The 26,388-nt window shown below is 70.3% G+C and carries 25 protein-coding genes; 7 read left to right on the top strand and 18 right to left on the bottom strand.

Features of this window, described 5'->3' with window-relative positions; translation table 11 throughout:
- Positions 1-161: 161 nt before the first annotated feature.
- Positions 162-1,163 (bottom strand): hypothetical protein, encoded by a 1,002-nt coding sequence (locus tag ACZ6Z4_RS05570; RefSeq protein WP_465558466.1) that lies wholly within the window; start codon positions 1,161-1,163, stop codon positions 162-164.
- A complete protein-coding gene (locus ACZ6Z4_RS05565) occupies positions 1,163-1,558 on the bottom strand; it encodes a hypothetical protein (protein WP_465558465.1) in 396 nt (131 codons plus the stop codon). The genes ACZ6Z4_RS05570 and ACZ6Z4_RS05565 overlap by 1 nt, the downstream gene beginning before the upstream one ends.
- Positions 1,559-1,630: 72 nt before the next feature.
- On the opposite strand from ACZ6Z4_RS05565, the gene ACZ6Z4_RS05560 reads away from it, so the two are divergent.
- Entirely contained in the window at positions 1,631-1,987 is a 357-nt protein-coding gene (locus ACZ6Z4_RS05560; protein ID WP_363666247.1) for a hypothetical protein, read from the top strand.
- A 29-nt stretch (positions 1,988-2,016) separates the two neighbouring features.
- Positions 2,017-2,592, top strand: a complete 576-nt coding sequence (locus tag ACZ6Z4_RS05555; protein ID WP_465560582.1) for a chorismate mutase — start codon at positions 2,017-2,019, stop codon at positions 2,590-2,592.
- Here ACZ6Z4_RS05555 and ACZ6Z4_RS05550 read toward each other — a convergent pair.
- Both ACZ6Z4_RS05550 and ACZ6Z4_RS05545 read right to left on the bottom strand, forming a co-directional pair.
- On the bottom strand, positions 2,589-3,797 hold the full coding sequence (locus ACZ6Z4_RS05550; protein ID WP_465558462.1) for a Maf family nucleotide pyrophosphatase: 1,209 nt from the start codon (positions 3,795-3,797) through the stop codon (positions 2,589-2,591). The two genes, ACZ6Z4_RS05555 and ACZ6Z4_RS05550, sit on opposite strands and share 4 nt — an antisense overlap.
- Positions 3,794-5,485 carry a DUF885 domain-containing protein gene (locus ACZ6Z4_RS05545; RefSeq protein WP_465558460.1) on the bottom strand — a complete coding sequence of 564 codons (1,692 nt, stop codon included), beginning with the start codon at positions 5,483-5,485 and terminating at the stop codon, positions 3,794-3,796. Before ACZ6Z4_RS05545 ends, ACZ6Z4_RS05550 begins: the two co-directional genes overlap by 4 nt.
- A 92-nt stretch (positions 5,486-5,577) precedes the next feature.
- Between ACZ6Z4_RS05545 and ACZ6Z4_RS05540 the strand changes: the two genes are divergently transcribed.
- Positions 5,578-7,053: an insulinase family protein gene (locus ACZ6Z4_RS05540; RefSeq protein WP_465558458.1), complete on the top strand. Its 1,476-nt coding sequence runs from the start codon at positions 5,578-5,580 to the stop codon at positions 7,051-7,053.
- Here the strand turns inward: ACZ6Z4_RS05540 and ACZ6Z4_RS05535 are convergent.
- Together ACZ6Z4_RS05535 and ACZ6Z4_RS05530 are read right to left on the bottom strand one after the other, a co-directional pair.
- The gene (locus tag ACZ6Z4_RS05535; protein ID WP_465558456.1) at positions 7,050-7,394 is read right to left on the bottom strand and encodes an MmcQ/YjbR family DNA-binding protein; all 345 of its coding nucleotides are present in this window, start codon (positions 7,392-7,394) and stop codon (positions 7,050-7,052) included. The genes ACZ6Z4_RS05540 and ACZ6Z4_RS05535 overlap by 4 nt on opposite strands.
- 56 nt (positions 7,395-7,450) lie before the next feature.
- The gene (locus ACZ6Z4_RS05530; protein WP_465558454.1) at positions 7,451-8,851 is read right to left on the bottom strand and encodes an MFS transporter; all 1,401 of its coding nucleotides are present in this window, start codon (positions 8,849-8,851) and stop codon (positions 7,451-7,453) included.
- Between the two features lie 85 nt (positions 8,852-8,936).
- Between ACZ6Z4_RS05530 and ACZ6Z4_RS05525 the strand changes: the two genes are divergently transcribed.
- Positions 8,937-9,470 (top strand): TetR/AcrR family transcriptional regulator, encoded by a 534-nt coding sequence (locus ACZ6Z4_RS05525; protein ID WP_465558452.1) that lies wholly within the window; start codon positions 8,937-8,939, stop codon positions 9,468-9,470.
- On the opposite strand, the gene ACZ6Z4_RS05520 is transcribed toward ACZ6Z4_RS05525, so the two are convergent.
- The 8 genes from ACZ6Z4_RS05520 to ACZ6Z4_RS05485 form a co-directional block, all read right to left on the bottom strand.
- Complete coding sequence (locus ACZ6Z4_RS05520; RefSeq protein WP_465558450.1) at positions 9,467-10,012, bottom strand: hypothetical protein; 546 nt, start codon at positions 10,010-10,012, stop codon at positions 9,467-9,469. The two genes, ACZ6Z4_RS05525 and ACZ6Z4_RS05520, sit on opposite strands and share 4 nt — an antisense overlap.
- A gap of 156 nt (positions 10,013-10,168) precedes the next feature.
- Complete coding sequence (locus ACZ6Z4_RS05515) at positions 10,169-11,470, bottom strand: DUF58 domain-containing protein (protein ID WP_465558448.1); 1,302 nt, start codon at positions 11,468-11,470, stop codon at positions 10,169-10,171.
- On the bottom strand, positions 11,467-12,447 hold the full coding sequence (locus ACZ6Z4_RS05510; protein WP_465558446.1) for an AAA family ATPase: 981 nt from the start codon (positions 12,445-12,447) through the stop codon (positions 11,467-11,469). The genes ACZ6Z4_RS05515 and ACZ6Z4_RS05510 overlap by 4 nt, the downstream gene beginning before the upstream one ends.
- Before the next feature lie 6 nt (positions 12,448-12,453).
- On the bottom strand, positions 12,454-12,987 hold the full coding sequence (locus tag ACZ6Z4_RS05505; protein ID WP_465558444.1) for a hypothetical protein: 534 nt from the start codon (positions 12,985-12,987) through the stop codon (positions 12,454-12,456).
- Entirely contained in the window at positions 12,984-13,694 is a 711-nt protein-coding gene (locus ACZ6Z4_RS05500; RefSeq protein WP_465558442.1) for a DUF4129 domain-containing protein, read from the bottom strand. The genes ACZ6Z4_RS05505 and ACZ6Z4_RS05500 overlap by 4 nt, the downstream gene beginning before the upstream one ends.
- A gap of 20 nt (positions 13,695-13,714) precedes the next feature.
- Positions 13,715-14,926 carry a GNAT family N-acetyltransferase gene (locus tag ACZ6Z4_RS05495; protein ID WP_465558440.1) on the bottom strand — a complete coding sequence of 404 codons (1,212 nt, stop codon included), beginning with the start codon at positions 14,924-14,926 and terminating at the stop codon, positions 13,715-13,717.
- A 66-nt stretch (positions 14,927-14,992) separates the two neighbouring features.
- Complete coding sequence (locus tag ACZ6Z4_RS05490; protein WP_465558438.1) at positions 14,993-16,729, bottom strand: proprotein convertase P-domain-containing protein; 1,737 nt, start codon at positions 16,727-16,729, stop codon at positions 14,993-14,995.
- A 109-nt stretch (positions 16,730-16,838) separates the two neighbouring features.
- On the bottom strand, positions 16,839-17,729 hold the full coding sequence (locus ACZ6Z4_RS05485) for an XRE family transcriptional regulator (protein WP_465558436.1): 891 nt from the start codon (positions 17,727-17,729) through the stop codon (positions 16,839-16,841).
- 187 nt (positions 17,730-17,916) lie between these two features.
- Between ACZ6Z4_RS05485 and ACZ6Z4_RS05480 the strand changes: the two genes are divergently transcribed.
- The gene (locus tag ACZ6Z4_RS05480) at positions 17,917-18,990 is read left to right on the top strand and encodes a CobW family GTP-binding protein (protein WP_465558434.1); all 1,074 of its coding nucleotides are present in this window, start codon (positions 17,917-17,919) and stop codon (positions 18,988-18,990) included.
- A 160-nt stretch (positions 18,991-19,150) separates the two neighbouring features.
- On the opposite strand, the gene ACZ6Z4_RS05475 is transcribed toward ACZ6Z4_RS05480, so the two are convergent.
- The 4 genes from ACZ6Z4_RS05475 to ACZ6Z4_RS05460 form a co-directional block, all read right to left on the bottom strand.
- Positions 19,151-19,933 (bottom strand): HpcH/HpaI aldolase family protein, encoded by a 783-nt coding sequence (locus ACZ6Z4_RS05475; RefSeq protein ID WP_465558432.1) that lies wholly within the window; start codon positions 19,931-19,933, stop codon positions 19,151-19,153.
- A gap of 26 nt (positions 19,934-19,959) precedes the next feature.
- Complete coding sequence (locus ACZ6Z4_RS05470) at positions 19,960-20,658, bottom strand: maleylpyruvate isomerase N-terminal domain-containing protein (protein WP_465558430.1); 699 nt, start codon at positions 20,656-20,658, stop codon at positions 19,960-19,962.
- A 76-nt stretch (positions 20,659-20,734) separates the two neighbouring features.
- Positions 20,735-22,264, bottom strand: coding sequence for an acyl-CoA carboxylase subunit beta (locus tag ACZ6Z4_RS05465; RefSeq protein WP_465558428.1), 1,530 nt, complete (start codon positions 22,262-22,264; stop codon positions 20,735-20,737).
- A gap of 7 nt (positions 22,265-22,271) precedes the next feature.
- Complete coding sequence (locus ACZ6Z4_RS05460) at positions 22,272-23,438, bottom strand: acyl-CoA dehydrogenase family protein (protein ID WP_363666288.1); 1,167 nt, start codon at positions 23,436-23,438, stop codon at positions 22,272-22,274.
- A gap of 67 nt (positions 23,439-23,505) precedes the next feature.
- Between ACZ6Z4_RS05460 and ACZ6Z4_RS05455 the strand changes: the two genes are divergently transcribed.
- Positions 23,506-23,904 carry a MerR family transcriptional regulator gene (locus ACZ6Z4_RS05455; RefSeq protein ID WP_465558425.1) on the top strand — a complete coding sequence of 133 codons (399 nt, stop codon included), beginning with the start codon at positions 23,506-23,508 and terminating at the stop codon, positions 23,902-23,904.
- Between the two features lie 448 nt (positions 23,905-24,352).
- Entirely contained in the window at positions 24,353-26,386 is a 2,034-nt protein-coding gene (locus tag ACZ6Z4_RS05450) for an ATP-dependent nuclease (protein ID WP_465558423.1), read from the top strand.
- Positions 26,387-26,388: the final 2 nt, after the last annotated feature.

Raw genomic sequence — 26,388 nt, 5'->3', positions numbered from 1 at the left:
ACGGGCGGGCCGGCGGGAGCGCCGTCTATCCAGCGGCTTCAGCTACGGCCGTCGGGCTCGTTCGTCGCCGCGCGCCCGCTTTCGGGCGGGCGGGTGTTCGGGCTCGGCTGGTTGGGCTTGGGGCTTGCCGAGGCGGTGGGAACGCCGCCTGACCGGCGGCTTCAGCTGCGGCCGTCGGGCTCGTTCCTCGCCGCGCGCCCGCCTTCGGGCGGGCGGGTGTTCGGGCTCGGCTGGTTGGGCTTGGTGCTTGCGGGGCCGGCGGCTGGGGCTATGCCCTGGTCGTACGTGAGGCCTCCGAAGTCTGCCATCTGGGTGAAGAACTGCTCCGCCGTGCGGACCTTCTCGATGGCGACTGCGGCTAGCTCCTGGCCGCGTTGGGCGCCGGCGCTTCGGGCGGTGGGGATGTCGGTGAGGCTCGCGAAGCCCTCGGCGAGGGTGCGGGCGAGGTCGGTGCGGAGGGCGGCTTCTCGGCGGGGGTCCTGGAGGAGGGCGGGGAGTTGGGTTCGGGCGATGATCAGGGTCGCCAGCGCCTCCGGCCTGCGGGACGCCGACTCGCGAGCACCTGCTCGCAGTACGTCGACAGCCCGCAGATCCTCGAACTCCGCCGCGAGCTCCGCGGCGAACATCCCGGCCGCGCTCGTCCAGCCGGGGTACGACGGCAGCATCGGCTCCGGCCCGGCGGCCACCGCGCGCGCCAGCGGCTCGGCGAGCTCGGGCGGCAGCACGTGGGAGACCAGGCCGCGCAGCTCCGCCTGGGTGAGGGCCTCGATGAAGCCCTCCTCCGCGGGGTCCTGCTCGTCGCGGTCGAGGTCGCGGATCCGGTCGTCGAGAGTCCAGTCGGCCGGCGCCGTCAGGTGCCCGAACTCGTGCGCGGCGGTCTTGAGCGCGCGCCAGCAGGTTTGCGCGAACTTCGGGTCGGACAGCGCGCCCGGCCCTTCGGCGTACAGGCGTCGGAGCGGCTCCACGACCAGCGGGCGGCTGAGCAGCAACCGGCCGTCCGCGGTCGCCTGGCCCCTGACGTCGTTCTCGCGATCGGCCGGCAGGTAGTCGATCCGGCCGTTCCAGAGGGTCGCCTCGGCCTGGTAGTTGCTGACCACGTCAGCGGCGATCCGGTCCCACAGGCCGTCGAAGCCGGGGACCTCACTGGCCGGGTCGCGGCGCATCACTGCCGTTCGATCCGCTCCAGCACTCTGAGCAGCGCCGCGTTCATCTCCAGCGCCGCGTCCCGCTCGGCGTCGGTCGGCGCCGCGGCCGCAATCCGGGCGACCTCGGCGATCCCGGCCTGGACGTGCACGCACTGCTCAGTCGCCGTACCGGCGGGAACCTGCCGAGCGCGCAGCATCGCCTCGAACGCCTGGCCGACAGCCTCGCTCTGCGGCGCGGTCGCCTCCAGGAGCATCCGCTCGGTGGCCTCCAGGTACCGAAACGCCTTCCCCGGGTCGTCCTCCACCGTCGCCGCCAGCCCGCGCAACCGCTCCACACCGGCCTTGAAGGCAGTGACGTCGTCGGCCACGCCGACCACCTGCGCCCGCTCGGCGGCGAACTCCTCGAATCGCATGCGAGCAGGATTCCACCTCGACCCGCGCGCCACCAGGTGGCGCGTCGGCGCGCGTCCGTCAACACTGGGCCCATGGCCAAGTACGAGGTGAACCCGGCGGCGGTCGAGTACGCGCGGAAGCTGATCGAGGGTCGGCAGTACGTGCTGGACAGCGATTGGGGCTCGGTGCAACCAGACGCCGAGGCCCAGAACGACTACCTGGCCAAGCACGGCTGGGACGAGTACGGCGCCTGGCACCTCGGCCTCACCGACGGCGCGAACGAGGAGACGAAGGCACGGCACGCGTTCGTGTACGGCGATTTCCGGCGCATCCACCGGACCGGGCTGATCGCGTGCGTGTACCGGGCGGCGGAGTGGCGGCACAAGAAGGTCGAGCTGGCCGCGCACGAGTTGCTGCAGCTGCTGGACGCGAAGGCGGGGATCGAGTGAAGCGGCTTGCTGGGGTGGTTTCGGCCGGGATGCTGCTGGGCGGGATGGTCGCCGCACCGGCTTCAGCTGCTGCGGCGCCGGGCGCGCCGGCTTCGGCTGCTGCGGAGCGGGTGTCTGCGCGGACAACGGGCCTTGGGCAACTGATTGACCTGGTGGCGCAGCGGATCGAGGTCGGTGATCTCGTGGCCGCCTCGAAGTTCGGGACCGGTAAGCCGATCGACGACCCGGCCCGCGAGCAGGTCGTGCTCGACCAGGCCCGTGCCTCGGCGGTGCAGCTCGGGATCGACCCCGAGGAGACGGCGACCTTCTTCCGCGACCAGATCGAGGCGAGCAAGGTCGTCCAGCGCGGCTTGTTCGCGCGCTGGACCGCGCATCCGGCTGAAGCGCCGACGAAGCGCCCGGACCTTGAGGAGATCCGGGCGACGCTCGACAAGCTGACCACCGAGCTGCTGCAGGCGTTACGCAGTACGACGTACGTCCGGCACGCCGGGGTGCGCTGCGTGGTGGAGTTGACCACCAGCAGCATCACCACCGGCTTCGCGCACCGGCTGGATCGCCTGCACACGCAGGCTTTCAGCGGCGCCGTCGGGCACGTCTGCAGCTAGCTCTTGCGGAAGCGCACCAGCGGGTAGACCGGGATGCCGGGGCCGCCGCGGAGTGGGCCTTCGAACGTGGTCGCGCCGTCGAGGACGAGGCCGTGCTCGGCGCCGCGGGTGACCAGGTGGGAGAGGGCGTCGCCGGAGCGGGTGTCATTCGGTGAACGCCCGGCGGCGTAGCGGCTGGCTTCGGACTTCTCGGTGGTGGTGATGAAGACCCCGCCGGGCCGCAGGACGCGGGCGACCTCGGCGATCACGCCCTCGGTGTCGTCGAGCAGGTGCAGCAGCCAGATCGCCACCACCGCGTCGCACCGGCGATCGGCGACCGGCAGCCGCGCGACATCAGCCGCCGCCACGTGCCCGGGGAGGCGGTACTTCGCATGCTTGAGCATCGCGGGCGACAGGTCGACACCGTGCACGAGATTGCCCAAGGCAACAAGCTCCGCGCCGACGATCCCGGTGCCGACAGCCAGCTCCAGCACCCGTCCAGTACCTGAGGGAATCAAGCGGTGGACTGCTTCCGCGGCCGCTCGCGCTCGGGGTTCGCCGCCTCGGGTTTCGTCGTAGATGGCGGCTTCGGCTTCGTCGTACGCGAAGTGGGGGTCCTGCCACAGGGACGGCCACGGGATGCCGACCTCGGTGAGCATGCGGCGGAGCAGCGGCAGGGAGAGGCCGACGACGTTGTGGTAGTCGCCTTCGATGGCGGTCACGAAGGGGCCGCCGAAGCCGTCGACGGTGAAGGAACCGGCGACGACGAGCGGTTCGCCGGTGGCGACGTACGCGTCGATCTCTTCGTCGGTGAGGTCGGCGAACTGCACGACTGTGGAGGCCAGCTCGCGGAGCTCCTGCTTGCTGTTGGTGTCGAAGAGGCAGTGCCCGGTGTGCAGTACGCCGGACCGGCCGCGCATCATCCGGAGGCGTTCGCGGGCGATCTCCGGCGTACCGGGCTTGCCGTACGCGACGCCGTCGATCTCCAGGACGGAGTCGCAGCCGAGGACCGTCGCGTGGTCGTCGAGGGTCGCGACGACCGCTCGGGCCTTCAAACACGCCAGCAACCGCGCCAGCTCGCCAGGGCTCTCCGCGGTGACGTTGTCCTCGTCGACACCGGAGACGATGACTTCAGGCTCGACTCCCGCGTTGCGCAGCGTCTTGAGGCGAGCCGGCGACTGCGACGCCAGCACGAAGCGCGGACGCTCCCCCGTGTGCCCGTTCACAGGCGGGCGAGCGCGCGGCGCAGCGGGTCGAGGCCGATCGAGCCCAGGTCCAGCGCTTCCCGGTGGAAGGCACGCAGGTCGAACGCGGCACCTCGCCGCGCCCGCACCTCCTCGCGGGCCTGCAGCCAGATCCGCTCACCGACCTTGTACGACGGCGCCTGCCCCGGCCAGCCGAGGTACCGGTTCAGCTCCGAGCGCAGGAACTCGGTCTCCATCCGCGAGTACGCGCGCAGGAACTCGAACCCGAGCTCGGCGTTCCAGCGCTCGCCGGGCCGGAACCCGAGCGGGTTGTCGCGCGGGATCTCCAGCTCCAGATGCATCCCGATGTCCACGATCACCCGCGCCGCGCGGAACCCCTGCGCGTCCAGCATGCCGAGCCGGGCGCCCGGCTCCTCCAGGTATCCCAGCTCTTCCATCAGCCGCTCGGCGTACAGGGCCCAGCCTTCGCCGTGACCGGAGACCCAGCAGCCGATCCGCTGCCAGCGGTTCAGCGTCTCGCCGCGCAGCATCGTCTGCGCGACCTGCAGGTGATGCCCGGGGACGCCTTCGTGGTAGACCGTCGTCACCTCGCGCCAGGTGGCGAAGTCCTCGATACCGGCCGGGACCGCCCACCACATCCGGCCGGGCCGGGTGGTCAGGTCCTCGCTCGGGGCGGTGTAGTAGATCGACCCGTCGGAGGTCGGCGCGATCATGCACTCGATCCGCCGGATCTGCTCGGGGATGTCGAAGTGCTCGCCGCCGAGCTCGGCGACGGCGGCGTCGGCGAGCTGCTGCATCCAGTCCCGGAAGGCTTCCTTGCCGTGGATCTGGCGGGCCGGGTCGTTGTCGAGCAGCTCGGCGGCCGCGGCGATGCTCTTGTCGCCACCGTTCAGCGACGCGGCGATGGTCTGCATCTCGGCGTCGATCCGGGCCAGCTCCTGCCAGCCCCAGGCGTAGGTCTCGTCGAGGTCGACGGCCGCACCGAGGAAGTTGCGCGAGGCAAGCTCGTAGATGTCCCGGCCGACCGCGTCCCGGGCCCGGCCCTGCGGGACCACCTCGGCGGTCAGCCACTGGCCGAACTCGTCGTAGGCCTTGCGCGCCGACCCGGCGGCGGCCTCGACCGATGCCTTGACCGCGCCCTCGGGCGCCCGCGCGGCCAGCCCGGCGAAGAAGTCGTCACTCTCGGCGCCGGTCCAGCTGGCGATCCGGGTGGCCAGGTCGTTCAGCTGCCGTACGGCGGACACCCGGCCCTGGCCGGCCTGGTCGAGCACGGTCTCGCGGAACCCGTCGAGCGTCGTCCCGACCTGGTTGAGCCGGATCGCGATCCGCTCCCAGTCCTCGGCCGAGGCGGTCGGCATCAGGTCGAACACCTGCCGGATCTCGGCCGGGATCGAGGTCAGCGCGTTCAGCTGCGACTGCGGTACGCCGGCCTCGAGGTTCTCCACCTCGAGCCCGAGCCGTTCCACGAAGGCGTCCTGCGCGACCTCCTCGCGCGGGCTGCCGGGCTGCAGAGCACGCGCCTCGGCGAGCGCCCGCCGGTGCAGCTCGAGCAGGCCGTCGAACCCGTTCGGCGAGTAGTCGGGCAGTTCGTGGTCGTGCCCCTCGACCCCCATGAAGGTCGCCGCGGTCGGCATCAGCTCGAGGTACTGCTCGAGGAACCGCTCGGAGACCTGGTCGATCGGGCTGTTCGGTGTGGTCGCGTCCGTCACGGCTCCGACCCTACCTGCCGCACGACCGGCGACTCCGTCATTTACCGCAGGCCTGTGGGTAACCTCAGGCACCGACAGTCCAGGAGGGCCGAATGCCGCAGTACCTCGACGGAGTCCGGCTGCTGCACCACCGCGAGCAGCAGACCACCACCGACGCCACGCTGACCTTCGCCGTGGGCGCTCGCGACGAGACGCTGCCGACGGTCGGCGTCGCGCACGCGCTGGAGCACCTGGTGATGAGCACGGTCCGCCGGCTGCCGATCCAGATCGACGCGACCGTCACCACCACGGTCACCAGCTTCGTCGCCTCCGGTACGCCGGAACGCGTCGGCGAGTTCCTGACCGGCGTCTGCGCGGCCCTGGCCAACCCGCCGGTCGAGCGGCTGGAGGTAGAGGCCGGCGTACTGGCTGCTGAGGACAGCTGGGTCACACACCCGATGGCTGCTCTCCTCTACTTCGTCCGGTACGGCGCCCGCGGCGCTGGGCTCGACTGGCTGGACGGGCCTGGTCCGGACGGCCTCACAGCCGACCAGGTGAACGCCTTCGCCCGGCGGTGGTTCACCGCCGACAACGCGGTCCTGCAGATCACCGGACCGATCCCTGCTGACCTCGAGCTCCCCCTGCCCGCCGGCAGCCGACCTCAGCACCAGCACTACCCCGCCAGGCAGTTCGCCGGCCCGGCGGTCGTCGGCATCGGCATCCCCGGTGCCGCCGTGCTGCTGTCGCTGCCCAACAGCGACGCGGCCCGGACCGCCGCACTGGCGACCGACGTGCTGCAGCAGCGCATCGAGGAGAGCGCCCGGCACGGCGGAGGCCACAGTTACGTGGTCGACCACGACTCGGTGCCGCAGCCGGACGGCACGACCGACTGGGTCCTGTACGCCGAAGCCCGCGAAGGCGCCGAGCAGGAGGTGGCCCAGGCCGTCGTCGAGTCCCTCACCGGCCTGGCCGCCAACGGCCCGTCCGAGGAGGAGCTGCAGCTGGCGCTGGCCCGCTTCGAGGAGGAGCGCGCGACCACCGACGCCGAGCTGGGCGCCGAGTTCAACGTGCTGCGCCGGGAGCTGTTCGGCGAGCCCGCGGCCGAGCCGCTCGACCCGGAGCAGGTGCGGGCGGTCCGGCCGGACGACCTGGCCGCCGTACTGCGTGCGGCGCTGCCGACGGCCATCGGGTACGCGGCGGAGCACGCGGTCGAGCAGTGGACCAAGCACGGGTTCACCGAGGTGTCGCTGTGCCCGGTCGGCGAGGAGCTGCCTGCTGGTGAGGAGTTCCGGCCGCCGCGGATGGCGCGGCTGTTCGTGCGGGAGGCGCGGGAGACGGCGCTCGTGGTGACGCCGGACGAGCTGGCGGTCCGCGAGGAGGACGGCGTGCACCGCGTGCGGTGGGACGAAGTCGCCGGCGTGATGCGGGCCGGCGACGGGACCACGGTGGTGTTCGGGACGGGCGGGTGCGTGATCCTGGTGTCCGGCGACCTCTACCGCGGCGGCCAGAAGGTCGTCGCGGAGCTGGAACGCCGGGTCGACCGCTCGCTGTGGTTCAAGGAGTCGCGCTTCAAAGCCGAGGAGGACTAGGGCTCGAGTCCTGCCGGCGCGGTTTGGCGCCAGGAGTCGAGCACGATGTCGTAGAGCTCGTCCGCACCTTCGAGGGCGCCTAGCCGCGCGCGGACCCACGCCGAGCCGGCCTCGTGCGGCGGGACCCAGAACTTGTCCGGCTCGGCCGCGATCAGCTCGTCGCGCTCCAGCCGTGGGCAGCGGACCGCGAACGAGGTCTGGTCGTCCGGCACGGTCAGGAACATCCGCCCGGCGACGTCGAACGTCGGGTGGTTCCACCGCTGCTTCTCCACGGTCTCCGGCAGCGACAGCGCGACCCGGCGTACGTCGTCGGCGTTCAGCACGTCCAACTCCCCCAACAAGACAACAGGATGGTCCCCGACATCGAGGGGACCATCCTGCCGTACGCCGGGGACACTCAGCGGTTCTTGACCGGCCCCGGGATCAGCAGGGCGACGAACGCGCCGACCGCGACCACCGCGGCCCCCACCCAGACCGCGGGGACCAGCCCGTCGACGTACCGGGCGGGTGACTCGTAGCCGCCGGCGGAGGCGAAGACCGAGGCGAGCACTGCGACGCCCATCGCGACGCCGACCTCGCGAACCGTGTTGTTGGTCCCCGACGCGACGCCCCGGTCGTTCTCGGCCGCGGCGCCCATCACCACGCTCGCGGTCGGCGCGAAGGTCAGGCCCATCCCGACGCCGGCCAGCACGAACGGTACGACGTACGCGCTGTAGGTGACGTCGACCGTGGTGACCACAGCCATCCAGCCCAGCGCCACCGCGAGCAGCGCCTGTCCGCCGGCGATCAGCACTCGCGCCCCGACCCGGTCGACGATCAGTCCGGCGATCGGTGCGACCACCATCGGCGCGGCGGTCCAGGGCAGCGTCCGCAGCCCGGAGTCGAGCGGCGAGTAGCCCTGCACGACCTGGAAGAACTGCGCGAGCAGGAACACCGCGCCGAACACGCCCAGCGAGAAGGTGAACGACGTCGTGTTGACGACGCTGATCGCGCGGATCCGGAACAGCCGCAGCGGCAGCATCGGCGCCGGCGTCCGGCTCTCCCAGACCACGAACGCGATCAGGAGCGCGACGCCACCGACCAGCGCGCCGAGCACCGGTCCGGACGTCCAGCCGTCGTCAGCACCGTGGACGACACCCCACACGACGCCGAGCAGACCGGCCGCCGAGAGCACCAGCCCGGCCACGTCGAAGCGCCGGCTGCCGCCGTACGACTCGGTCAGGACACGGGCGACGAACGGCAGCGCGAGCACGCCGATCGGGACGTTCAGCCAGAAGATCCACTGCCAGTTCAGCCCGTCGACGACCGCGCCGCCGACCACCGGCCCGACCGCGACGCCGAGCCCGGAGATGCCACCCCAGATCCCGATCGCGGCACTGCGCATCCTCTCCGGTACGGCGGCCGACAGCAGCGTCAGCGACAGCGGCATCACCGCGGCCGCACCGACGCCCTGGATCGCGCGGGCGCCGATCAGCATCCACGGCTCGGTCGCCAGCGCGCAGGCCGCCGACGCGAACGTGAACAGCGCCAGCCCGGCCAGGAAGATCCGGCGCCGGCCGAGCCGGTCGCCGATCGCCGAGGCGGTCAGCAGCAGCGCCGCGAAGGACAGCGTGTAGGCGTTCACGAACCACTGCAGGTCGGTCAGCGAGGCGCCCAGATCCTGCTTGATCACCGGCAGCGCGGTGGTCACCACGAGGTTGTCGAGCGTGACCATGAAGACGGGAATGCCGACCACGGCGAGCACCGCGCCGAGCGGTCGGGCGGTGCGGACCCCGGGATCGAGGACGGTCGATGTCATAGCGCGCATCCTTTGTTGTTATCGACTGATAACAAGGAAGGTATGCATTGACTGATAACATGTCAAGCGACGAGTGGAGGACCCGATGACCAGAACCAGGCTGACCGCGGCCGAGCGCGGCGAAGAGGTGCTGCAGGCCGCCATCACGGCCTTCGGCGAGTCCGGGTACGCCGGGACGAAGACCGACGAGATCGCCCGGCTGGCCGGCGTCTCGCAGCCCTACGTGATCCGCCTGTTCGGCACCAAGCAGCAGCTGTTCCTGGCCACGCTGGAGCGGGTCTGCGACGAGATCGAGCAGGCGTTCCGGATGGCCGCCGAGCGCAAGTCCGACCTGGAGTCGCTCGGCGACGCGTTCAACCAGCTGCTCGTACGCCGTGAGCTGCTCGTGGTCCTGCTGCACGGTTTCGCGGCGAGCGCGGAGCCGGCCATCGGCGAGGCGTCGCGGGAGCGCTTCGGCGGGATCTACCGGCTCGTCCGCGACCTGACCGACTCGTCGCCGGAGGAGACACGCGAGTTCATGGCCACCGGCATGCTGCTGACGGTGATGGCCGCCATGCAGGTCGTCGGGCCGAACCCGGTCGCCTGCACGTGGGCCACCGACCTGCTGGAGAACCTCTAGTCGTTCACCGACTGGCCGGAGGCGAACCAAACCGCCGCTGTCGCGGCCGCGAGCGCTGCGACGGTGACGATCAACGAGCCGGGCACACCTGCGCCGCGGACGACGGAGGCGCCGATCGCGACCAGCGGCGCGAGCAGCACCGCGATGCTCGTCGGCAGCAACCACCTGCGCAGCGAGCGGCGTCCGACCTTCGCGTACGACGGCAGCTGCGCGGCGTACGCCGATGCCAGGTGGAGCAGGAGGAGGCCGAGCGCGGTGACCACCGTCGACCAGCCGACCTCCACTGGCGCTCTGAACAACCAGCCGACCAGTACGACGAGCAGGAACAGCAGCGCGGCGGCTGAGTCGGGCAGGACCAAGCAGACCAGCAGCAAGGCGCCCGCGGCGATCGACACCGCGTCCATCTGGTCCCACGGCTGCAGCGCTGGGACCAGCAGGGCGATCAACCCACCCAGTGCGATCAGCAGCCGGGCAACCAGAGGCCCGCGCCCGAACGCCCGCAGCTCCCCGAGCCAGCGCGTCAACCGATCAGCGATGCTCACAACCGACCCCCTCCACAATCGACGAGCACCACAAAGGTTTTGGGGCCGCCCGGTCTGGACTGAGGAGGGAGGGAGCGCAGCGACCGACCGACGAGGGAAGACCGGGCGAGAAAGCCCCAAAACCCGCGGCGACGAAGTCGACGCCAAAGACATAGCTCATGAGCGCATCCTCGGCGCCGACGCGACGCGTGCTGCATCCCGCAGCACCTCGTCCAACGTCCCAGCGCCCCGCCACCGCACAGTAGGCACTCCCAGATCCCCCAGCCGGTCCAGCTCGCGGCGCCGCTCCAGCAACCGCAGCCGCCAGGCCAGCGGCCACGCCTGCGAGTCGTGCTGCTCCAGGTCGATCACGTCCGCCACGTCGTCCGGCAGCGTGTCCACAGCGATCACCGTGCACCCGGAGTGCACCAGCGTCACCACATCCCCGAGCACAGCCGGCCGCAGCAGCGGGCTCAGCACCAGCACCAGGCTGTCCGCACGAATCCGGTGCCGCCGAGCCAGCGCCTGCTCGTCCTGCTGCCGGCCCTTCTGGTCAGCGTGCACCAGCACATCCAGGATCCGCCGCAAGTGCGCCCGCCCGCTGCCCGCGCGCACACCGCCGACCGCCGTACCGGTGTCGACCAGGCGCACCCGGTCGCCGTGCCGCAGGTAGTGCTCAGCGATCGACGCGGCAGCGCGCACAGCCGTGTCCAGGCTGCTGGAGCGCCCGTCGATGCCCTCGCTGATCCCGACGTCGCCACCGGTGTCCAGCAGGATGACGACCTCGGTGTCCCGGTCGGACCAGGTCGACGTGACGTGCAGCTCCTGGGTCCGCGCCGACACCGACCAGTTGATCCGCCGCAGCCGGTCGCCGGTCCGGAACGGCCTGACTCCCGAGAGCTCGGTCCCTTCACCCGGCCGCCGCGACCGGTGCAGCCCGACCAGACCAGCAGGCCGCGGTACGGCGTCGACTGCCTCGAAGCCCTCCCGGAGCGGCAGCGTCGTCACGGTCAGCGCCGCAGCATCCGGCAGCTGCACCCGGTACGACCCCAGGTCCGACGTGGCGATCACCCGCGGCCGCTCCAACCGCCGCAGCCCCCACCGCTCGGACCGTACGCCGACCTCGACCTCAACGGTCCCGTCGGCCGCCGACTCGGCCACCGCGGCCTGCGGCGGGTCGTACCGGAACCACTGCGTCCGCGGCACCGCCGCAACCACCAGGTCGATGTCCGGGTCGACAGCACCCGGCACCAGCACCCGGTACGTCGTCGCCTGCCCCTCGAACAGCACGTCCGCGTCCAGCTCGGTCGCCACCTGCGGAACGCTCCGCGGCCGGAAGAACCGTCCCCAGACCGCGACGAACCCCAGCGGCATCCCGAGCACGGCCAGGTCCGGCCTGCGCGCGACGACCGCGACCAGCAGCAGCCCGGCGGCCACGCAGACCACCCGGACCTGCGCGTGGGTCGGCCGCCAGGTCACTGCCGGGCGCCCACGACGGTCGGCGGCGCCGGCACCTGCGTCAGCACAGCCCGTACGACGCTCGCGCCGGTCACCTCGTGCAGCCACAGCTCCGGCCGCACAGTGATCCGGTGTGCCAGCGCAGCGACCGCGACAGCCTTCACGTCCTCCGGTACGACGTAGTCGCGGCCCTGGATCACGGCGTACGACCTGGCGGTCAGCAGCAGCGCCAGCGAGCCACGCGGTGACGCACCGACGAGCACCTGCGAGTCCCGGCGGGTAGCGGCGGCCAGCTCCACGCAGTACCGGCCGACGGTGTCGTCGACGGTCACCGTCTCGACAGCGCGCTGCGCGGCGAGCAGACCGGCCGCGTCGGTGACCGCCTCGACGTGCTGGTCCTCCTGACGCCGTGCCATCCGGCGCTGGAGCACCTGCCACTCCTCGTCGGCGCTGGGGTAGCCGAAGCCGATCCGCAGCATGAAGCGGTCGAGCTGGGCCTCCGGCAACGGGTAAGTGCCCTCGTACTCGACCGGGTTCGCCGTGGCCAGCACGTGGAACGGCGCCGGCAGCGGGAAAGTCTGGCCCTCGACGGTGACCTGGTGCTCCTGCATCGACTCCAGCAGCGCGGCCTGGGTCTTCGGCGGCGTCCGGTTGATCTCGTCGGCGAGCAGCAGCCCGGTGAAGATCGGTCCGGGCCGGAAGACGAACTCGCCGTTCTTCTGGTCGTACACGAAGGCGCCGGTGACGTCGGAGGGCAGCAGGTCCGGGGTGAACTGGACGCGCCGGAACTCCAGCCCGAGCGCCTGTGCGAACGACCGCGCGGCCAGCGTCTTGGCCAGGCCCGGGTAGTCCTCGAGCAGCACGTGCCCGCCGGCCAGGACCCCGGCCAGCACCAGCTCGAGCGCCTCGGCCTTGCCGACCACGGCCTCGCCGACCCGCTCCAGCACCCGCCGGCTCAGCTCCGACACGTCGCCCGGGCTCAGTTCCCGATCAGTCACGGTTCCTCACAGCTTCTCGATGGTCTGGACAGCCTGCTCGATCTCGGCGAACGACGCCGTGCCCGGCCCGGTCCCGGTGATCAGGTTCCACAGCTGGTCGCCGACCAGCGCGCGGGCGCGGTCGGGCTCCTGCTGCGGGTCGATGCCGTGCCGGTGCACCAGCCGGTCGGTGGTCAGCTCCAGCAGCAGCGGCCGGACCCGCCGGGCGAACGTCAGCGACCCGTCACCGCCGCGGCGCTCGCGTCCGGACTCCTGCACCCAGGTGGCCAGGAACTGGGTCCGGTTGTCGTTGCTGCGGCTGCGTAGCTCGGCCCACTTCTCGTCGAACCGCGACGGCCAGGTGGTCTCGACGAGCTGCGGGAACACCAACCGGAGCGCCACCGAGACGAAGGCGATCGCCAACGCCAGCCCGACGAACCACATCGGGCGCGGCGCCGTACCAGCCAGCCCGAACCCCGCGATCGCCAGCAGCGCGGCGACGATGCAGATCAACAGGTGCCTCAGCAGCACGCTGTTGAAGGACCGCAGCTTCTCCTTCATCGCGCCGCCACCGCAGCCGCCAGCTCCTCGCGCAGGCTGAGCAGCGCCGCTCTCGCCTGCGTACGAGCCTCTTCCGTCGACCCGTGCGTCGAGTAGCGGGCCTCCCGGTACAGCTGAGCAAGCCGCAGCAGCTCAGGCTCCGAGATCCCGCCAACGCCAAGCACCCGCACGGTGAACTCCGCCGGCGTCTCCGACGGCTCCCGAGCGACACCAGCTGATGCGGCAGCCTCCTCCAGGGCGACCCAGCACGCGATCACCGCGTCGGTCGCCGTACCGGAGTCCACAGCCGACAGCCCCGACTCCACAGCCTCGGCAAGCCGGTCCACCTTCACCCGCTCCCAGTCGGTGTCGTCGTCCTCGCCGTGCGGCAGCTCGACCTTCCGCAGGATCCGGTAGACCACCCGCAGCAGGAAGAGCACCAGCAGCACCCCGGCGGCGTACACGAGTGCCGTCCAGAGCGCCTTGAGCCACTCCGGCATCTCGATCGGCTTGATGTCCTTCGGCGTCGGCTGCCCGCTCGGCGTCGGTGCCACCACCGACTGGCTGCTGTTGAACGTCGGCGGCGTCCGCGGCGCCGCGGTACGGGTGCTCTCGCTCACCGGCTGCACGCTCCCGCCGGCCGACGCGAACACGACCAGCACCACAGCCCCGACGCCCAGCACGAGGGCAGCAACGACTGCCACCACACTGCGTCGCGTCGGCTGCATCCCGGAAGACTAACCGCGAATCAGAAGCCTGTGTCGAGCCAGGGGAGGCGCTTTCCGAGGAATGCCCGGGAAGTTGCAGCAAGTGCCCCTTCGGTGCGCTCCTCGACCAGTCCGGCCGCTCCCAGCAGCTCCAGCGACGGCTTGCCGAGGTAGACCGCACCCAGCTCCCGGACGTCGACCAGTACGTCGGCCGGCCGGTTGGTCTGCTCGCAGGTCGCTCCAGCGGGTCCGCCGACCAGGTGCCAGTGCCCGGCGTTCCAGGACAGGAAGTCGTCGCTGACACCCAGTACGACGTCCAGCTCCTCGGCGTACGTGCGGCCGGCCAGGGCCTTGCCGACATCGGCCAGCCGCACCCAGAGCCCGTCCGCCGTGACCGGCTTCGGCGCTCGCGGGTCGACGAGCAGGGACAGCAGCGGGTCGTCCGACGGCAGCTGCTCGTACGTCGTCTCGCTCAGCAGGTCCTGGTTGAGCAGGAACTGCCAGAGCGCGGCATGCGAGGCCAGGTCGCGGGCGTGCACGCGGGAGACGTCGACGAAGCCCTTGGTGGTCCGGCGGGTCCGGAAGTGCGCGTAGCCGGTCACCTCTCCGTCGACCGAGGCGAGCACGCAGCGCAGCGGTGAGGCGCCGCTGGTGTTGGTCACCACGTTCTCGCCGCCGACATAGGACTCCCAGCGGGCGTCGTGGTGGAACATGCCCGGGCGGCCGAGCGCCTCATCGTTGTGGATCCGCGTCGTCACCGGGCGGGCCTCCACCGGGTCGGCGTACCGGACGCGGACCTTGTCGGCGCCTGCGACCGGGCGGAGCGCCCGGGAGGCCTTCGGCACGGTGATCTGCTGGTGGTCCGAGCCCAGGCCGTAGCCGAAGCGGCCGTAGATCACCGGCTCGCTGGCGGTCAGTACGGCGACCGGCTCGACGCCGGTCTCGTGCAGCTCGGTGAGCTGGGCGCGCATCAGGTCGCGCAGGATGCCGCGACGGGTGTGCGTCGGGCTGACGCAGACCATGCTCACCCCGGCGACCGGCAGCTGTCCGCCCGGCACGCTCATCGTCATCCCGAACGACGCGGTGTGCCCGGTGAGCTCCTTGTCGTCCCACGCGACGATGCTCCGCGCCGGCTCCCACATCTTCTGCTCGGCGAGCAGCTGCGCGTCGCTCCAGGGCTCCGCGAACCCCAGGTTCAGCAGCTTGACCAGCTCGCCCCACTCACCCTCGTACCGCCCGATGGAGTTCGTCATGGCCCTTGCCTACCAGACTCACCCGTCCACTGCCCCCGACTTTCGGGAGCAGTGGACGGGGAGCACTCACAGCGTGATCGACCAGTTCGTCAGCGTGCCGGTGTCACCCGGCCCGTTGTCGCCGATGCGGAGCGTCCAGGTGCCTGCGGCGTTCTCGGTCGTCGGGACCGAGTACGTCTTGCTGCTGGGCAGCGGGTGGCAGCTGCTGCCGCCGTAGCGCTGCAGGTAGTACCAGCGGCCGCTCGGCGAGACCAGGCTGATGTTGAGGTCCTCCAGGCAGCTGTGGTTGCCCTCGACCGTCACCTTGATCGGGCTGGTCGCCCGGCCCGTCGCCGTCGACCGCACTGCGCTGACAGCCGTCTGGTAGTCCCGGATCGGGTAGTCGGTGCCGTTGCTGAACGTGCGCCCGCCGCTGCTACCCGGCTGCGTCCGTGCCGACACCGCCGCACTCTGCGGCGACTTGTTGCCCGCAGCGTCCTTCGCCTGCACGGTGAACGAGTACGCCGTGTCGGCCGCGAGGCCGCTGACCGTGGCCGACGTACCGGCGACCGTCGTCGCCAGGGTGCTGCCGTTGAAGACGTCGTACCCCGTGACCCCGACGTTGTCGCTGGCTGCGTCCCAGGCGAGCGAGACCGAGCTGCTCGTCGTACCGGTGGACCGGACGTTGCCCGGCGCGGTCGGCGCCTGCGTGTCGTCCGGGTCGCCCGGCCCACCGTCGCCGACCAGCAGCGTGAGGTTCCACTGGGCCAGCGCTTCGTTGACTGGCTGGAAGATCGAGTTGTCGTCGTTCGCGACGCAGCTGGAGTTGCCACCGGAGTGCAGCCCGACCGCCTTGTCGCCGCGCAGCCAGGCGCCGCCGGAGTCGCCACCCTGCGAGCAGGCGTCGGTGGTGGTCAGTCCGTCGATCACCACGTTGCCGTAGTCGATCGACTGGTTCACCGCGCGCACCTTGCCGCACTCGAACTTCGGCGCGGTGTTGCCGGAGTGGCAGACCGTCTCACCGACGATCGCCTCGGCCGAACCGGTGACGGTGATCGCCGGCTGACCCCAGGTGTTCACCGCCGCGGAGATGTTCCAGCCGGGCTCGGTGACCGCGACCACGCCCATGTCGCCCTCACGGGCGTTGATGCTCCGGCTGCCGCCGACGTTCGACGTCCCGAGCTTGTTCTGCTGCCCGCTCGCGCCGTACGCCGCCTGGTTGGCGTCGTTCGTGCAGTGCCCCGCGGTCAGGAAGTGCTTGTTGCCCTGGGCATCGGTCGCCGGGAAGCCGACCGAGCAGTTGCTCTCGCTGCCCGGCCACCACGGATCGCCGGGATGCACGTCGCCCGCCTGCTGGCGGAAGTTCGTCGTGGTCCGGACGACCTGCACGCCGTCGCCGAGGCCCTTCAGCGCGCCGTACGCGCCGCGCGCCTTGACCACGACCTTGTTCGAGACCGGGTCGATCCCCCAGCTCTGCAGGCCCGCGGACCGGTCGGCCCGCGCGATCTTGTCGACCTGGGCGAGCAGAGCGTCCAGCTCGGCCTGACTGCGCGCCACCAGCTTCGGCGTCGCGCCGGCCCGGCGGACGCGATCGGCCGCGGCCGCGTCGGTCACCGCGACGTGCAACCTGCCGTCGTCAGCGATCCACCGCCCCGCCAGATCCGATGCCTTGGGCAACTGCTCGGAGACTTGCTGGGGGCTGACCTGCTGCGGGCCGGCCGGCGAGGGCTGCGCCGCCCTGGCCGGCCCGCCGATCGCGATCAGACCGGCCACCAGGCCCACGACCGCGGACCCACCGATCACCATTGTCCTGCGCCGTTTCATGGATTCGCTCCTTGTTCACTCGGGAGGGGTGGCCCGACCCTAGGAGCGAACAACGGCGACCGACATCGCCCAGATCCCTTTCACACTTAACAAAACGCGCTTCCACAGTTCACAGCTGGAAGCGGAAACCGTACCGGCCGGGGCCGAAGTTGAGGGCCACACCGTGCACCGAGGAACTGGGGTCGATCGCCCGCACCTGCTCGGCATCGTCGTCCAGCTGGGCGTACTGCTCGCACCACAGCGGCGGCTGCTCGAAGGAGATCTCCAGGACGTACTCGCGCACCGGCAGCCGGAACTTGCGCTCGTAGTTGTCGGCCGGCGGGTACGGCGGGGAGTTGACCAGCTCGTGCTCGGTGATCACCGTCTCGCCCTTGCGGAGTGGGCGATCGAAGAGCAGCTCGGCGACCAGCAGACCGTCGCCCGGGCGCGAGACGACGCGGCCGAGGTGGCAGTGCCGCAGCGGGCGGATCGCCGGGAGCGGGCGGTCGTGCTCGTCGAGGTGCATGATCACGACCCAGCGGTCGGGGCCGTCGGCCTCCGCGCGCAGGACCTGGCGCGAGTGGTACGACAGCTCGCCGCCGTCCGCGCCGACGTACACGTGATCGTGCTGGCTGATCCGGGTCAGGCGCTCGTCCCAGCGGATGTCGACCTCGCTGACCGCGTCCTCGACCGGGTCGGGCTCGGGCCAGTACGCCGCGACCTCGGACGACGGGACCGTGCTCAGCCAGCGACCGCGGCGGCGCGGTGGGCCGAGCGACGACGAGAGGGTGCCGGCGGGGACCTCCAGTACGGACTCCAGCAGCCCGACGGCGAGCAGCGAGTCGCGGCGCTCCGGTCGGGAGCGGCCGGACTGCCAGTAGCTGAGCGTCGCGAGGCTGACGGTCACGCCCTGGGCGCGCAGACGGTCGCGAATCCGCTCCAGGCCGAGGCCGCGCGCCCGGATCGCCGCGCGCAGCACGCCGGCGAAGTCGTCGTCCGCTGCCTCCGACCGGTCCGGCACCGCGCCTCCTCGAGTCCCCCTCGGAGGCTAGCCCGCGCCCGCCGCCGCGGGGAAGCGCGTGGCGAGCGTGACCGGATTAACAGTTAACAGCCGATTTCCCGGCCAGGCGCGAAATTTCCCGCCCTGACGGGAAACTCTTCCGCGTCAACCTCTGGACTGATGAAAACCGTTTTCATATACTCGGCGCATGGCCGCCCATCGGAAGACCCCGCTGTCCTTGCTCGTAGGGCTCTCGACGACCCTTCGCGGGCCGGTCCTGCAAGCCGTCACCGACCCGACCACCGTCGCGATCGTCGTCGATCAGGACGAGCTGCGCAGCCGCGGCGTCCTGACCTGGCAGGTGCTCGACGCCGGCGGCGCGATCGACTCCGGCGAGTTCACCGTCGGCGACGACTGCGGCGCCTGCCAGCTGATCGAGTCGCTGCTCCCGCTCCTGGAGACGCTGGTCGCGCGCGCCCACTGGCAACACATCGTGCTCGCGACACCGCCCGCAATGGAGGCCCGGCCGCTCGCGAGCGCGCTGGTCGCGACGATGCCGGAGATCGAGGTCGACACCGTCACCTGCGTCGTCGACGCCGTACTGCTGGTCGAGCAGCTGTCCGGCGACGAGCTCCTCGACGAGCGCGGCCTCGCCCTCGGGCCGCCGGACCGGCGCAACGTGGCCGAGCTGACCGCCCGCCAGATCGAGTACGCCGACGTCTGCGTGCTCGCGAACGCGCACCGCAGCCAGGTCCCCGAGCGGCTGCACAACCTGCTGCTCCACCTGAACCCGCGCACCACCGTCGTACCGGCGGATCCGGCCGGCGTACCGGCTGCTGCCGTCGCGCGAACGGGCCGGTTCGACTTCGCTGCTGCTGAGGCCTGGGCGGGTGAGATCGCCGACGGCGACCGGCTCCAGCCCAGCGGCGACGGGGTCACCACGGTGCTGTGGCGCTCCACGCGGCCGCTGCATCCGGCGCGGCTGAACGACGCTCTGGAGGACATCGTCAACGGGGTGGTCCGGAGTCGGGGCGTCGTGTGGCTGGCCAACCGGCCGACTCAGCGGGTGCGCTGGGAGTCGGCGGGTTACAGCGCCTCGCTGGGGACGCTCGGCGAGTGGTCGGACACCAACCACCTCGCCGAGTGCACGGTGGTCGCCACGGGTGTGGGCCTGGATCCCGCGCGCCTGCAGTCCGTCCTGGATGCCTGCCTGCTCACCGAGTCGGAGCTGGCGACGCTGGACTGGCAGACGCTGGAGGACCCGTTCGCTGGTGTCCTGTAGACCCCGCTGACGCTCAGCGGGGTGCTGTAGAACCCCGCTGACGCTCAGCGGGGTGCTGTAGAACCCCGCGGACGCTCAGCGGGGTGCTGTAGAACCCCGCGGACGCTCAGCGGGGTGCTGTAGAACCCCGCTGACGCTCAGGTGGTCGCGCGCGGGTGCCTCACCCTCTGACGACGCCCAAGTGGTCCGCGGCGACCTGGTGCAGGTGGTCGATGTCGGAGGAAACCGTCGCGTAGCTGTACCCCTCGCTCAGCCGACGCTTGGCCGAGGGCCCGTCGTTGGTGTGGATGCCGGCGGCAACACCAGCCGCCGCGGCAGCCTGGGCGATCCGCTCGATCGCGGCCTCGAACGGCTCCGCGACGTCCGGGTCGCCCGGGAACTTGCCGCCGATCGCCAGACACAGGTCGGACGGACCGACGTAGATCCCGTCCAGCCCCGGCGTCGCACAGATCGCCTCGACGTTGGCCAGCGCGCTCGCGGTCTCGATCATCGCCAGGACGACGGTCGTCGCGTCGGACTCGGCGGGGACCGGACCGATGCGCTGCCCGGCCCGGGTCGGCCCGAACGACCGGATCCCGCTCGGCGGGTACTTCGCCGCCCGGACGGCGTACGCCGCGTCCTCGGCGGTGTCGATCAGCGGCACGATCACCCCGGTCGCTCCGGCGTCGAGCGCCCGCCCGATCGGCGTCGCGTTGTTCGCCTCGACCCGAACCAGCCCGACCGTCGCGGCAGCGCCGTCGCCTCGCCGTCCGGCCCCCGCGGCGTCGATCGCCAGCAACCCGTCCAGGATCCCCCGCGTGCTCAACAGCCCGTGCTGCCCGTCGAGCACCACGTAGTCGTACCCGACGCTCGCGATCCGTTCGGTCGACGGCGGCGAGTCCAGCACCACCCAGTAGCCGACGAGCGATTCACGGGCACGAAGACGCGCAGCGAAGTTGGTCACGCGACCGTTCTACCCGATCCCCGCCACTACCCGAGCAGCGGCAGCCGCCCGGCGTACTCACCGAGCATCTCCTGGTCGGCCGCGGTCAGCGGCTCCCGGCCGGTCCCCTTGAGCACGTACGTCGTCGTGTCCCACCCGATCACGTCCCACGCCTCCGGCCCGAACAGCCCGTCGAGCGTCCGCGCGGTCACCTGCAGCCCCTCCGGATCAGGCTCCGGCGCGCCGACCAGGTCCACGGTGAGATCCAGGTGGTGCACGGTTGCCTCCAGCACCAGCGTCGCGACGAAGTCCTTCGCCGCCAGCACGTGCCCCTGCGTCTCGACCCGCTTGCCCTTGTCCGCGACCCCGAGCGCCGCCGCCCGCACCGCCGCCTCCGACAGCTCCCGCCACTGCGCGACCAGCTGCACCGAAGGCCGTTCGTACGCCGAGGCAACCACCTGCACGAACCGCGAGTCCCCGTCCGCGCCCGGCGGGAAGTCCTTCCAGTACGACACGAAGTCCCGGTCCGGATCCAGCACCGACGGCGACGCGAACGCCGTCAGCGCCCGCTGCGCGTCGTACAGCAGATGCACGAGCAACGGCCCGACCGCCATCCCCGGGCAGCGTGTCGGCCGCGCGAAGTCCGCGTCCGACAGTCCCTGCACGACCTCGGTCACCCGCCCGTAGGCCCGCCCCAACGTCCCAGCCGGCCACAACGGCAACGCCCCACGCTCAGGAGCCTTCATACTCCGAGCGTAAAACCGGTCCGGTCCCGATCCAACCTTCGCGACCAATACCGGCCACGTCCGGTACCGGCGACGGTCAGACCGGCGGGACCCCGTGCCGTTTGGTGCTGAAGTGCCGGTCCTTGGTCTGCGCCGCCGCCAGCCGCGCGATCAGGTCCTCGCGCAGGTTCTCCGGCTCCACGATCGCGTCGATCACCAGGTCGGCGGCCAGCCGCAGGATGTCGATGTCGGTCTCGTACTCCTCGCGCAGCTTCGCGACGTACTCGACCCGCTCGGACTCCTGCGCGATCTCCTGGATCTTGTTGTAGTAGACCGCGTTGATCGCCGCCTCCGGACCCATCACCGCGATCTTCGCGGTCGGCAGCGCGATGCACGCGTCCGGCGAGAAGCCCGGCCCGCACATCGCGTACAGCCCGGCGCCGTACGCCTTCCGGACGATCACCGACACCGTCGGCACCGTCGCCTCCGACACCGCGGTGATCATCTTCGCGCCGTGCCGGATGATCCCGGCCCGCTCGACCTCGGACCCGATCATGAACCCGGGCACGTCGCACAGGTACACCAGCGGCACGTTGAACGCGTCGCACAACCAGATGAACCGGGCCGCCTTGTCCGCGGAGTCGACGAACAGCACGCCGCCCTTCACGGCCGGCTGGTTCGCCACGATCCCGACCACCTGACCGGCGAGCAGGCCGAAGCCCGTCACCAGCTCCGGCGCGTACGCCGGCTTGAGCTCGAAGAACGTGTCCGCGTCGAGCAGCGCGTCGATCACGTCGTGGATGTCGAAGCCGACCGACTCCTCGGCCGGCACCAGGTCACGCGTGAAGTCCCGCCCCGGCGCGGAGGCGTCGTACGACGGCGGCCGGACCTGCCACGAACCGGGCAGGTACGAGAAGTACTGCTTGGCCAGCTCGATCGCCTCGGTGTCATCGCTCGCCAGCAGGTCGCCGCAGCCGGACACCGACGTGTGCATCCGGGCGCCGCCCATCTCCTCCAGCGTCACCTTCTCGCCGACGACCATCTCGGCCATCCGCGGCGACCCCAGGTACATCGAGGCGTTGCCGTCGACCATGATCACCAGGTCGCAGAACGCCGGGATGTAGGCGCCACCGGCCGCGGACGGGCCGAACAGGCAGCAGATCTGCGGCACCTTGCCGGACAGCGCGACCTGGTTGTGGAAGATCCGGCCCGCGCCGCGGCGGCCTGGGAACAGGTCGACCTGGTCGGTGATCCGGGCGCCCGCGGAGTCGATCAGCCAGAAGATCGGCAGCTCGTCGCGGAGCGCGATCTCGGTGATCCGGACGATCTTCTCGACCGTCCGGGCACCCCACGACCCGGCTTTCACGGTCGGGTCGTTGGCAACCAGCAGCGCCGGCCGCCCGTCGACCAGCGCCCGCCCGGTGACGACACCGTCCGCGGGCAGGCCCGGGTTCAGCGCGTTGGCCAGCTGCGCGTCCTCGACGAAGCTGCCCTCGTCGACGAGCAGGGCGATCCGGTCCCGTACGTAGAGCTTGTTCTGGGAGTCGAGCTTGGCCTTGGCCTTCTCCGGCGGTGCCAGGGTCGCTTCCCGCGCGACCTTGACCTCTGTCCAGTGATCCCGGGTCATGTCCTCATCATTCCACTGGGAGCCCGAGGCCCCGCGCGATCAGCATCCGCTGCACCTCGGACGTGCCTTCCCCGATCTCGAGGATCTTGGCGTCACGGTAGAACCGCGTCACCGGGTACTCCTCCATGAAGCCGTAGCCGCCGAAGACCTGCGTCGCGATCCGGGTCGCGGTCACCGCGGCCTCGCTCGCGTACAGCTTCGCGACCGCCGCGGCCTGCTTGAACTCCTGGTACGGCGCTCCGGCGTCCTTCAGCGCGGCCGCCCGGTACACGAGCAGCTCGGCGGCGTCGGCCATCACCTTCAGGTCGGAGATCTGGAACGCCACGCCCTGCTTCTGCCCGATCGGTACGCCGAACGTCTTGCGCTCCCCGGCGTACTGGACCGACATCTCCAGGCAGGCCTTGATGCAGCCCAGCGCGACCGCGCCGATCGCGACCCGGCCGTCGTCGAGGGTCGCCAGGAACTGCGCGAAGCCGCGGCCGCGCTCGCCGAGCAGGTTCTCCTTCGGGACCCGGCAGCCCGCGAACGACAGCGGGTGCGTGTCCGAGGCGTGCCAGCCGAGCTTGTCGTACTGCGCCTCGGCGACGAAGCCCGGCGTACCGGCCGGGACGATGATCGTGGAGATCTCCGGGCGCCCGTCGGGGCGCTCGCCGGTGCGGGCGGTGACGGTGACGACCGACGTGATCGCGGAGCCGGAGTTGGTGATGAACTGCTTGCTGCCGTCGATCACCCACTCGTCACCGTCGAGCACCGCGCGGGTCTTGGTCGCGCCGGCGTCCGAGCCGGACTCGGGCTCGGTCAGGCCGAACCCGGCCAGCGTGCGACCGGCGACCAGGTCCGGCAGCCAGGTCTGCTTCTGCTCGTCGGTGCCGTAGGTGAGGATCGGGTTGATCCCGAGCCCGACCGCCGCCTCGAGCGTGATGCCCATCGACTGGTCGGCGCGGGAGATCTCCTCGATCGCCACGCACAGGCTGGTGAAGTCGGCGCCGGCACCGCCGTACTCCTCCGGCGCGGTCAGCCCGAACAGGCCGAGCTTGCCCATCTTCTGCACGGTCTCGACCGGGAAGTGGTGCTTGCGATCCCACTCGGCGGCGTACGGCGTGATCTCGGCCTGCGCGAAGTCGCGCACGCTGGCGCGGAACTCGCGGTGCTCCTCGGACAACTCGTACGACATGCCAGGCTCCTTGTGATTGACGCTTACGTAAACGTAAAGCACAGTGGGTGGTGTGCACAATGTCCGGGTGAGCACCGACACCTCGACCTGGTCGATCGCCGACCTGGCCGCCGAGTACGACGTCACCCTGCGCACGATCCGCTTCTACGAGGACCGCGGCCTGCTCACCCCCGAACGCCGCGGCACCACCCGCGTCTACCACCCCCGCGACCGCGTCCGCCTCGGCCTGATCCTGCGCGGCAAACGCCTCGGCTTCTCCCTCGACGAGATCGCCACCATCGTCGACATGTACGACGCCGAACCCGGCGAGGAAGGCCAACTCGTCTACCTCCTCGACCAGATCGCCGTCCGCCGAGCCGACCTCGAACAACGCCGCCGCGACCTCGACGAAACCCTCGCCGACCTCGCCGAGGTCGAGGCCCGCTGCCAGGCGGACCTGCGGAAGCTGCGAGACAAGCACCAGTAACAGCATCAATCGCCACCGAAGTGCAGCCTGCCAGTAGGTGCGATCGCCAGCGTGCCAGGAAATGCACGGCCTAATGCGTGCACCGCGCCCCCTTCAACAGTCCGGCACGAAGTGCATCGATCGGTGCGACTGCATTCGCTCCCGCCGAGTCAGCCGACGGTCGAGTTACGGCCGCTCGCCGGAGTTGTGATTGCGTCTGAAGCGTCTGTTGGCGCAACAGATGCAACCCGAAGTGGACACAACTTTGTCTTGCTGCGAAGCATCGAGCAAGACGTCCAGGAGCGCATCACGGGCCAACTGAGCGAAAAGCTTGCCTTACAGCACGATCCACCTGTTGTAACGGATTGTGAGCATGGCGCGATATCTGGCGCGAGTAGTGAGACAAGGAGCCAGCGACCGACAAGGTTCGACGGCCCCGCCCCACCGATCTGAAGTCCGAGGCAGCAGCGTGAAACTCACGACCCTAACCATCAAGAACTTCCAATGCTTCGGCCCGCAGCCGACAACTGTCGGCTTGGACGAGTTGACCTACCTCCTCGGTCCGAACGGGGCCGGCAAGACGGCGGTACTCCATGCCCTGGCACGAATGTTCGCGGTGGATTCAACTCTCCGTGGGGTGCGACAAAGCGACTTCCATGTGCCTCACAGCACCGCCGAAGGCTTGGCCATGGTCGATGATGCAGACTCGGGGTCAGAAGCGCTGTGGATCGAGGCGGAATTCATCCTGCCGGAGGTGGACGAGGACAGCGTCGATCTGCAGCCCGCAGTACCTCAGTTCCTCTCTCAAATGAGGCTGGAATCTGTGGGTGGGCAGATGGTGATCCGCATTCGGCTGACGGCGGAGACCGCCGCGGACGGCGAGGTCGACGAGCGGCTGGAGTTCGTACTGGCTCGTGATGAGGATGGCGTTCCGACCAAATGTCAACCGGTCGATGCTTACGCTCGGCGACGCATTCAACTCCACTACCTTCCTGCTCGCCGCAACCCGAGCGAGCAGGTCTCATACGCTTCGGGGTCACTGCTTGGCAATGCGCTGCGAGCGGCCAACTGGCAGGCCGAGAGCGAGAAGATCCGCTTGTGGAACCTCGACATCACGAGCGTCATGTCCAAGAACTCGGCGATCACCGCCATCGGCGAACACCTGGCGAAGAACTGGGCTCAGCTCCACAAAGGCCATCACTACGCATCGCCCTCGATCAGCTTCGGTCGCAGCGACCTCGACCTGCTACTTCGTCAGTTGACCGTCAATTTCGCGCCGAGCCATCATGGGCCGCCGTCGTCGATGGAAATGCTCAGTGACGGTCAGCAGTCTCTGCTGTACCTGACTACTGTCCTGAGCTTGCACCAAGTGGGCAGGGCACTGCTCTCGAAGGCGCCGCCGGGATTCAGCGAGGAGAAGTTCCGGCCCGCTGTCTTCACGATGCTCGCGGTGGAGGAACCAGAGAACAGTCTCTCTCCCTTTCACCTGGGCCGCGTTCTCGACCTGCTCAGGGCGAGCGCCCGAGAGCCGGACTGTCAGGCGATCATCGCGACCCACTCGCCGGCTGTGGTGCGGCGGGTCATGCCGGAGCACATCAGGTTTCTTCGTCTGACTGAACAGCGCACCGCACGCGTCAGCGTGGTGACTCTGCCGGCTGACGAGAACGAGGCACACAAGTATGTGCAGCAGGCTGTTGCGGCATACCCCGAGTTGTATTTCGCGCGCTTGGTGGTGCTCGGAGAAGGAGCGAGTGAAGAGGTCTTTCTCCCACGGCTGTTCAGTTCCAGCGGGACCAGTATCGACGAGAACTCGGTCGCTGTCGTGCCTTTGGGCGGGCGTCACGTCAATCACATGTGGCGTCTGCTCAACAGCTTGAGCATCCCGCACATCACGCTGCTTGACCTTGACCGATGTCGCTTCGGCGGAGGCTGGGGACGCGTTCGGACGGCCCTGAAGAACCTCCAGGAATTCTCGTCTGACCCAGGGATGCCAGAGATCGTGAGGCACACCAAGCACACCGATCTTCCCTCCTGGCGGGAGAGGGGCCTCCCGGCCGCTGACGAAGACAACAGTTGGCTGCAGCACTTGGAAGCCGCGGGTGTCTTCTTCTCTGCTCCGCTGGATCTGGATTTCCTACTCCTTCGCCATTTCCCAGGGGCGTACCCAGATGGAAGCGAGGCGCTCGAAGGCGACACAAACGTGGACACCGATGCCGGTGACCTGCCAGACGTCATCGATGAGACGGACAGCCGGGAGGCCACTGACAAGGTTCACGCCCAGGTCCTGGGAAAGAAGAGGCTCAAGCCGGAGGGCATCTACAGTGCGGCCGAGCTTGAGCTGTTCCCCCGATACCGGTCGCTCTTTCAGTTGGGCAGCAAACCGTCGGCGCATCTTGTCGCCTTGTCGAAACTCGATGACGCCGCCTTGCTTGCCGATCTGCCCGGCGTGATGCACCGACTCGTAGCCAGAGCCTCGGTTCTGCTGTCAAAGCACGGTGAGTAAGG

It is taken from the genome of Kribbella sp. NPDC104740, assembly GCF_055583505.1.
The sequence above is the reverse complement of the archived record's forward strand: the minus strand, read 5'-3'. Positions and strand labels throughout refer to the sequence as shown.

Excerpts from the sequence above, each read along its gene's own strand:
- ACZ6Z4_RS05555 (WP_465560582.1), top strand. The coding sequence starts at position 2,017 with ATGCTGCTGGGCGGGATGGTCGCCGCACCGGCTTCAGCTGCTGCGGCG.
- ACZ6Z4_RS05560 (WP_363666247.1), top strand. The coding sequence starts at position 1,631 with ATGGCCAAGTACGAGGTGAACCCGGCGGCGGTCGAGTACGCGCGGAAG.
- ACZ6Z4_RS05530 (WP_465558454.1), bottom strand. The coding sequence starts at position 8,851 with ATGACATCGACCGTCCTCGATCCCGGGGTCCGCACCGCCCGACCGCTC.
- ACZ6Z4_RS05465 (WP_465558428.1), bottom strand. The coding sequence starts at position 22,264 with ATGACCCGGGATCACTGGACAGAGGTCAAGGTCGCGCGGGAAGCGACC.
- ACZ6Z4_RS05570 (WP_465558466.1), bottom strand. The coding sequence starts at position 1,163 with ATGCGCCGCGACCCGGCCAGTGAGGTCCCCGGCTTCGACGGCCTGTGG.
- ACZ6Z4_RS05495 (WP_465558440.1), bottom strand. The coding sequence starts at position 14,926 with ATGACGAACTCCATCGGGCGGTACGAGGGTGAGTGGGGCGAGCTGGTC.
- ACZ6Z4_RS05470 (WP_465558430.1), bottom strand. The coding sequence starts at position 20,658 with ATGAAGGCTCCTGAGCGTGGGGCGTTGCCGTTGTGGCCGGCTGGGACG.
- ACZ6Z4_RS05505 (WP_465558444.1), bottom strand. The coding sequence starts at position 12,987 with ATGAAGGAGAAGCTGCGGTCCTTCAACAGCGTGCTGCTGAGGCACCTG.
- ACZ6Z4_RS05480 (WP_465558434.1), top strand. The coding sequence starts at position 17,917 with ATGGCCGCCCATCGGAAGACCCCGCTGTCCTTGCTCGTAGGGCTCTCG.
- ACZ6Z4_RS05525 (WP_465558452.1), top strand. The coding sequence starts at position 8,937 with ATGACCAGAACCAGGCTGACCGCGGCCGAGCGCGGCGAAGAGGTGCTG.
- ACZ6Z4_RS05460 (WP_363666288.1), bottom strand. The coding sequence starts at position 23,438 with ATGTCGTACGAGTTGTCCGAGGAGCACCGCGAGTTCCGCGCCAGCGTG.
- ACZ6Z4_RS05540 (WP_465558458.1), top strand. The coding sequence starts at position 5,578 with ATGCCGCAGTACCTCGACGGAGTCCGGCTGCTGCACCACCGCGAGCAG.
- ACZ6Z4_RS05490 (WP_465558438.1), bottom strand. The coding sequence starts at position 16,729 with ATGAAACGGCGCAGGACAATGGTGATCGGTGGGTCCGCGGTCGTGGGC.
- ACZ6Z4_RS05500 (WP_465558442.1), bottom strand. The coding sequence starts at position 13,694 with ATGCAGCCGACGCGACGCAGTGTGGTGGCAGTCGTTGCTGCCCTCGTG.
- ACZ6Z4_RS05565 (WP_465558465.1), bottom strand. The coding sequence starts at position 1,558 with ATGCGATTCGAGGAGTTCGCCGCCGAGCGGGCGCAGGTGGTCGGCGTG.